Genomic DNA, 6,176 nt, shown 5'->3' on the forward strand with positions numbered 1-6,176 from the left:
GCTCAGGTATCGCCTCCAGATTGGAATTGAGAACATGCCTAATGAGTTGCGTTGTGACATCCATTGCCATACCTCCAAACGATCTGGATCGAGAGCCCTTAAGCGCGAGCAGGTCGATCGGCTAGCCACGAGGCTAACTGGCGAGACGCCCACGGGGTGCATTATCCAGACGCCGGAGACGGACCGCCCAGCGCTCCTGAAAGTATTGCGAATGAATGTGCGCTTTGCATGAACCACCCTCCTGTCGACGCGGGGAACCCGCGTTCTCTCGCTGCCTAGGCACAAAAGGCGACGATTGCTGGTGGCGCTAAATCAACACCTCGATCGCCGACGCGCTGGAAACGGCGCCCTGCCTCAGGAGAGGATACTGTCACGGTACGCAGCTCCGACCCGGGTATTCCTTTCATTCCCTCTCCATCAGTTCAATGCGTGCAGATGTTCCGGTCACCGGCACATACAGCCCGACGTCCAGAATCAGCGCGGCTGCGCGCCAGCCATCCGACCGAGATGAGGTCGATACCTCGTCGCCGCAATCGCGGAAGCCGTTTGCGTGTCACGCGCCGGGAAGCCTCGGTGATCGCGCAGCGAGCAACCGTTGCCACTGCGCGGGCCAGATTTCCGACCGACATATTGCCTAGGGGGCGCCCGTGGCGTTGTCGGAGCTTCCCGCCATGTCCTGCACGCCGCTTTCTAAAGCTTTTGAAGTAAGTATGGGGTTTCAACACGAAACGTGCCACGACATTTTCATTAAGCTATGATGTAGTGTTTGTGTTAGTTTAGGTTTACATCAACCCAATAAATCGGCGCGTCGGCGAGCCTGCTTGGCGGCAAGCGCACGATGGGCGCATCGCGTGTTCATGCCTGCCAGGTAGTTTGACGCGATCGGTGCGTCGGCGGCCTCGTGGGCCCTGATAGGAGCGCAGAGCCTTGCCCCTCCTTTCCACCGTCTTGTCCTCGTTGACATCGAGGCCGAACGCCAAGCCTTGATCTCGGTGGTGTTGAAGGTCCTGTCTAAGTTCGCGTCCGGCGGTCGTGGCTGTGGCCGGCCGCAGCGGTGGTCTCATCACCGCGCCACCGGGCTGCGGGCCATAATGGGAGGGGCGAGCGCCGCTTTGCTGGTCTTAAGCGGTGAAGCCGCACCCCGCTCGCGCAGCCCAGATCAAACAGTTGTCGAAGAGATACCTCGTCGCCTCATAGCTTCCACCTTCATGATACTCCTAGTAATGGCGTAGTCTCTTGTCCGGCAAAAAGGACGGGATGATTCGAGGTTTGACATCCCGGAGACTACGCCAACTCACATTGCCAATCCTCCTGCGAGGGCACCCAGATTCCAGCCGCGGGTGACCAACACTGCAATAAGTCCTTCAGATATCTTCACAGAATCTTTGCGAGATCAGATCGCAGAGAATGGTAGCTTCCCCCTGGGCTGAGGTCCGGCGCGATTAACAAGTCGACGCCTGTTTACGCTGAGCCCGTAGCACAGCACACTACGGAGGTCGACGCCAATGGCAAAAAGAGCGCTCATCCTGATTGAAGGTAACAGGAGTATCGGACTGCTATACGTTAAAGCGGCCAAGCGTCTTGGCCTTCATCCAATTACCCTGTCGGCTGATCCAGCCCAGTACGACTATCTTGCGGCGGAAGGCATAGAGGCAATCCGTGTCGATTCCGACAATCTCGATGCGCTGATCTGCGAATGCTCCCGGATGCGTGCAACCTACGACATTGCTGGCATTACTGGCTTTACAGGCCTCGACGAGTTGGCCTATGCGACAATTGCCAAGCTCTGCCGGTCCTTCGATCTGCCAGGACCGAACCCCACATCCATTGAACGATGCTGCGACAAATTCGTGCAACGTCAGCTCCTCGCGGAGGCCGGCGTTCCAATGCCCGCTTATCGCTTAGCAGCCAATGCCGCGGACGTAGAAAGCTGTGCCGCGGAAATCAACCTCCCGGTGATTCTTAAGCCAGCTGTCGGCAGCGGCAGCAGCGGTGTCCGATTGTGCCGCAACGTCGATGAATTAGCCGAACATACGATCCATCTGTTGGGCGGGAAGCACAAATGGCGGTCTTCGCCCAGGATACTGGTCGAAGAATTCGCACAAGGGCCCTATTATTGGGCCGACATAATGGGAGATGAGGTCATTGGAATTGGCACCGCTGACTTCGGCGGTCCACCGCATTTTGTCCATCGTGAGTGCACCTATCCGGCTGTGCTGACTGACGACCAGCAGGAGCGTGTCGCCGACGTTTCGCTGAGCTGTTTGCAAGCTCTCGACCTTGGCTGGGGACCAACGAACATCGGATTCCGCTGGACGAAGCGTGGCCCAGTCGTCATCGAGGTCAATCCGCGTCTTGCAGGCGCGCCCGGTCCTCAAATGGTTAAGTTAGCTTATGGTGTCGATCTCATCACCGAACACATTAAACTTGTGATCGGCGACGAATGGGATTTGCGCAGAAGGCGTTCGCTTACTGCGGGCGCGCGGTTCCTACTCCCTGATCGCGATGGCATCATCGACTGGATCGATGGTGACAATCGGGCGGCTGCCGTGGAAGGTGTCGCCGAGGTCAAATTCTATGTTCAACCCAAGACACCTATCGTCAAGAAAGGCGATTACCGAGACACGATTGGTCACGTCATCGCCGGTTCGCCGAGCCGCGCCCAGACCGACGCGTTACTTCAGCATGCCGTAGCCTTGATCGATTGGTCGATCATGCCGTTTTCTGCCCTTGGCGAACAGGAACAATCGGTGGTCCCCGTACCTCCTAGAACGTGCGGAGGTGGCGTCAGGTAGAGCTGTGATGTCGCCGAACATTGGTGCAATCCAGAGAAGGAGACTGATGCAGGTCAATGGGGTCCTTTGGCCGTCCGTGAGGATTCCCGATCAGCTGATTTTTTGAAGTGGGATGCGGTTCACGTTGGCCAGCGCAATCCGAACGACGTGGTGTCAAGCAGGAAGCTCGTCGAATCCTGCCTGTCTTGTAAACCAGGCTAATCCAACGCTAGTTGCAGGCTCGCCTCATTCGGTGAGGCGGCTCGCCCTGCGCTGCGTGGAGGGGTATCGAGTTCGGCCCAACTGGACGCAGGATGACCGTCGCCCCTTCGTAGGGAAGTCCTCGGAAATGACGATCACGGCGTCGGGGGATGGCCATCATAATCGACTTCTCTCGATTGATACCGCCGGGTCTTCAGGCCGAGTCAAGGGCCGAAACAGCGAGACGGCGTATTCACCGCAACCTCCTTCGCGACCGCCGTTGAGGATCCGCATTAGGATCTAACCCGCTCCGCTTTGGCGCGCGGCAGCAGCTTGGGTATCCGCAATGAGAGGATCGCCTCTGTATACCCCCTTCCATCATAATTTCGAGCCGATGAGGGAGCACTTTCAATCGGAGTTTCTACCTTAGTAGCTAATCCCCAAGACTTCTTGGAGGCTTGAATTCTGTCGTCGCCAAAGCCCAGGCATCCGAGGATCGCGCTGGACGATTTGGTAGGCGAAGTTCTCAAGGTTATGCGCACCCTTGCGGATGAGAGGAGGACAACGCTGATTGTCACGCAGGAAATGGAATTCGCGCCGGAAGTGTCCGATCGCGCGATTTTTCTCTATGGCGGCAGTGTGTGAGGCAGAAAGTACGACCGCGCAAGTGTTCGTCGATCCCTCGGTACCGCCGTTTGTAAACGGCCTTGCAAAGTAGGTAATGGCCCTTTGGGCCGCGAAAATGGTTAGAGCGCGTCCGTGTCGCTGCTAGGGCAGGGAACTTTGAAGATGAGAGGGTGGGAGGGGAAAGAATGCTGAACAATCGTCGGTCGCATGGGCTTTGGGAGCGGACAGCTCCGCCGCCGCCTGCAACGGAGAGGCTGGGGGGCGACCTCGTTGCCGATGTAGCGATCGTCGGCGCCGGCTACACCGGGTTGTCCACTGCGCTGCACCTGGCCGAACGGGGCCTGGACGCTGTCGTGATCGAGGCAGTCGAGATTGGTTTTGGCGCCGCCGGGCGGAGCACCGGGTTGGTGAATGCGGGCCTCTGGGCGATGCCCTCGGCGCTCAAGGAGACGCTCGGTCCGGTCTATGGCGGACGTTTGCTTAATTTGCTGCGCGATTCCCCACGCACCGTCTTCGAGATTGTCGACAAGCACAACTTGCGGTGCGAGCTGAAGCGGGTCGGCACGATCCACTGCGGAGCCGATAAGAAGGGCGTCGCCGAGATCGTGGAGCGAGCCCGACAGTGGCAGGCGCTCGGCGCCCCGGTGCACATCCTCGATGCCGGGGAGACCCGTGCCAAGACAGGCACCTCGGCCTTCGCCGCAGGCCTCCTCGACCTCCGTGCCGGGACGATCCAGCCGCTCGCCTATGTGCGCGGCCTCGCTGGCGCAGCGATTGCCGCCGGCGCGACCGTCTTCACGGCGAGCCCGGTCGAGCACATCGCGCGCGAGGGCGGCGTCTGGCGGCTCGCCACGCAAAGAGGGAGCGTCCGGGCCAAGTGGGCGGTTCTTTCGACCGACACCTACACCTCGCGCATCCTTCCTGAGCTGCGTGGCGAGCAAGTGGTGCTGCCCGTCTTCCATGTCGCGACTGCGCCGCTGAGCCACAGACTTCGCCACACGATCCTGCCCGAGGGGCACGGCGCGTGGGACACCCGCACCGTGCTGACCGCCTTTCGCACAGACAATGCCGGCCGCCTCATCGTCGGCAGCGTCGGCGCGCTCCGCGGCACCGGAACCATGATCCATCGCCACTGGGCGCGGCGGCGTATCCGGGCGCTCTTCCCGCAGATCGGTGAGGTCGAGCTGGAGCATGAGTGGTACGGTCGGATCGGCATGACGACCGACCATCTGCCCCGCCTTCATATCCCAGCGGAAAACATGATCGCGCTGACGGGCTTCAACGGACGAGGTATCGCGCCGGGTACGGTGTTCGGCCGCGAGCTCGCCCGCCATATCAGCGGCGAGCTGCCGCTCGATGGGATGTTCCTGCCAGTGTCCCCGGCGCAGAACGCCCCGTTCCGGGCCATCAGAGAGGGATACTATGAGCTCGGCGCGCAGATCGCGCATCTGCCGCCGGCGCGCTGATCCCGTCGCGGGCGCCACTGCCGGATGTTTAGATAGATAACGGTGTCTCCTTCGTTTCAGATCGAGCGCCAGTCCCGGCGGTTGAAAACCGGAACTTTCTTGATCGGTCTCTTCCCAAGGCCGCACCGGCAACACTATTCCCGCAGCTGCGACCAGCACCAGGGCTATTGCGGCGCCTTCCAAAGCCCATGTCAGAGAGTACTCCTGTGCGACAGAACCCCAGATCCAGCTGCCCGCAGCCATACCGCCGGCGCTCAAGGCGTAGTAGATAGAGAGCGTGCGGCCAACAACCCACCTTGGGCTTGCCAGCTGCACCGACACGTCAATGCCCGCCCAGGTGATGAGCCAACCCGCTCCGCCCAGTGCCAGCGAAATCGCCGCCACAGCGACCGACGATGTAAGGGCCAGCGAGAGGCAACAGACCGCACAAGCGACAGAGGCGAAGGCCACCAGCCTGTTTTGAGACGTGATCCGCCTCAGGAAGCCGTTGTGGCCTCCACACGAGCGTCATGTATCTGGCGCGCTGCACGGCCCATTCGTCGTTCTGTTCGAGCAAGATCGCGCCAACCAGGCGGACGATGGCGTCATCATTTGGGAAGATGCCGATGACCTCGGTGCGCCGCTTGATCTCGCCGTTGAGGCGCTCGATCGGGTTGGTAACCGGTATGATCATGACGGTGCCATCCGATCCCCGCTGGAGATGAGCGATTTTCGGCGTATGGTGCGACCATCCGGGACAGGGGCACCGGGAGCACGCCAAGTGCGGGCAGGCCGATGTATTCGATGAGCTGCGAGCTCGCGTTAGTAGCTGGCCGCCCCTGCGACCTGGCCGGTTGCGCCGAGAGCGCGGATCCGTAGGTGTCGCGTCGCCCGCCGGCTCCCGACTGTTTGAGGAGAGGGAGCCGATGAGACGTGTGATTGGAATGGACATCCACCGCACCTTTGCGGAGGTGGTGGTTTGGGAAGACGGCCGGCTGCGCCATCACGGACGGGTCGACATGACCCGCTCGGGACTGGAAGGGTTCGGCCGCAGTTTGCGACGGACGGATGAGGTTGTCGTCGAGGCCACGGGCAACGCCATGGCGGTGGTGCGGGTTCTGTCGCCCTA

General features: G+C 60.7%; 2 protein-coding genes and 4 pseudogenes. 3 read left to right on the top strand and 3 right to left on the bottom strand.

Annotated elements, in window-relative coordinates; genetic code table 11:
- Positions 1-1,505 precede the first annotated feature (1,505 nt).
- Positions 1,506-2,795 (top strand): ATP-grasp domain-containing protein, encoded by a 1,290-nt coding sequence (locus tag NKH42_RS30790; RefSeq protein ID WP_352974817.1) that lies wholly within the window; start codon positions 1,506-1,508, stop codon positions 2,793-2,795.
- Positions 2,796-3,084: 289 nt separating this feature from the next.
- On the opposite strand, the pseudogene NKH42_RS30795 reads toward NKH42_RS30790, so the two are convergent.
- Positions 3,085-3,196: pseudogene (locus NKH42_RS30795) on the bottom strand (IS110 family transposase); the annotation flags it as partial.
- 591 nt (positions 3,197-3,787) lie between these two features.
- Here NKH42_RS30795 and NKH42_RS30800 point away from each other — a divergent pair.
- Positions 3,788-5,068, top strand: coding sequence for an NAD(P)/FAD-dependent oxidoreductase (locus NKH42_RS30800; RefSeq protein ID WP_352974819.1), 1,281 nt, complete (start codon positions 3,788-3,790; stop codon positions 5,066-5,068).
- Between the two features lie 48 nt (positions 5,069-5,116).
- Here NKH42_RS30800 and NKH42_RS30805 read toward each other — a convergent pair.
- Both NKH42_RS30805 and NKH42_RS30810 read right to left on the bottom strand, forming a co-directional pair.
- Positions 5,117-5,566 (bottom strand): annotated as a pseudogene (locus NKH42_RS30805) (MFS transporter); the annotation flags it as partial.
- A 4-nt stretch (positions 5,567-5,570) separates the two neighbouring features.
- Positions 5,571-5,726, bottom strand: a pseudogene (locus NKH42_RS30810) (transposase); the annotation flags it as partial.
- A gap of 247 nt (positions 5,727-5,973) precedes the next feature.
- Between NKH42_RS30810 and NKH42_RS30815 the strand changes: the two are divergent.
- Positions 5,974-6,176 (top strand): annotated as a pseudogene (locus tag NKH42_RS30815) (IS110 family RNA-guided transposase); the annotation flags it as partial.

The sequence above is a fragment of the Mesorhizobium sp. M1142 genome (genome assembly GCF_040318565.1).
GTDB lineage: Bacteria > Pseudomonadota > Alphaproteobacteria > Rhizobiales > Rhizobiaceae > Mesorhizobium.